1 protein-coding gene and 1 pseudogene are annotated in these 1,092 nt (G+C 77.3%); one reads left to right on the top strand and one right to left on the bottom strand.

Annotated features, from left to right (window positions below; all coding sequences use genetic code 11):
• Window positions 1-377, bottom strand: a pseudogene (locus ACFY3J_RS18140) (hypothetical protein); the annotation flags it as partial.
• Window positions 378-591: 214 nt separating this feature from the next.
• On the opposite strand from ACFY3J_RS18140, the gene ACFY3J_RS18135 reads away from it, so the two are divergent.
• Window positions 592-747 carry a hypothetical protein gene (locus ACFY3J_RS18135; RefSeq protein ID WP_384185120.1) on the top strand — a complete coding sequence of 52 codons (156 nt, stop codon included), beginning with the start codon at window positions 592-594 and terminating at the stop codon, window positions 745-747.
• Window positions 748-1,092 lie beyond the last annotated feature (345 nt).

The raw sequence follows: 1,092 nt of genomic DNA, 5'->3' as shown, positions 1-1,092 counted from the left end.
ACCGGTGCGTCGTACACCTCCCCGGCGGGCGGTGCAGCAGGCGCCTCCCCGGTACCCGAAGCGGCGTGCACCTCCCCGGCGACCGGTGCGTCGTACACCTCCCCGGCGGGCGGTGCAGCAGGCGCCTCCCCGGTACCCGAAGCGGCGTGCACCTCCCCGGCGACCGGTGCGTCGTACGCCTCCTCGGCGACTGGTGCGCCGTACACCTCCCCGGCGGGAGGTGCAGCAGGCGCCTCCCCGGCGCCCGGTGCGCCGTACGCCTCCCTGGCGGCTGATGCGTCGTACGCCTCCACGTCGCCCGAAGCGGCGTGCGCCTCCCCGGTGGCCGGTGCGGCGTACGTCTCGCCACCGCCCATCCCACGCCCGGAGTCGCCCACGGCCCCGACGGATGGAGGTTCCGGCAGCGAGGGAGGCGCGGAGGGCGGCGGGGGTGCGGAGGGACGCGGAGAGGCTGACGGAGGTGGAGGAGTGGACGGAGGTGAGGAAGGGGACGAGGGCGGAGAAGCAGGAGCGGGCGCAGACGGAGGTGCGGAAGCGGAAGCGGGAGCGGACGGAGGCGAAGGTGACGGGGGCGCGGGAGGAGGCGGGGGCGTGGACGGAAGCCGCCTCGCGGCGGGCCCGGCCGGGTCGGCGGCGTCCCTGGGCAAGGGACCGCCCGAGCCGGAGCCGGTACCGCCCCGGTGGGTCGACTCGGTGGAGCCCGACGACCAGCCCTCGACGGTCCCCTCGGTGGAGACGGGCGGCTGAGTCGGCCGCTCCGGCGTCCCGGTCCCGGGATCCCGGGCAGGCCCCGGAGTCGCCTCCTCGGCGGGAGACGGCGACCGAGGCGACCACTCGGGCTCCACCGGCCCAGAATCCCCGGCCATCGCATCGGAAAAGAAAGCAGCCGCAGCCGAGCCCCCAGCGGAGGCAGGCGGCTGAGACGGCTTCACCGGCGCGGAACCCCACGCTGCCCCCGCAGCGGGCCCCTCAGCCGGCGCGGGCGACCCAGACGGCCGCTCCGGTACAGCCGGCCCGGAACCCCGGTCAGCCCCCGACACCGGCTCTCCCGCCGGTGCGGACGACCGAGGCGACCGAGGCCCCCTCCCAGGC

The organism is Streptomyces sp. NPDC001231 (genome assembly GCF_042896885.1).
In the GTDB taxonomy this organism is placed as follows: Bacteria; Actinomycetota; Actinomycetes; order Streptomycetales; family Streptomycetaceae; genus Streptomyces.
This window is presented reverse-complemented; position numbering and strand designations above follow the sequence as displayed.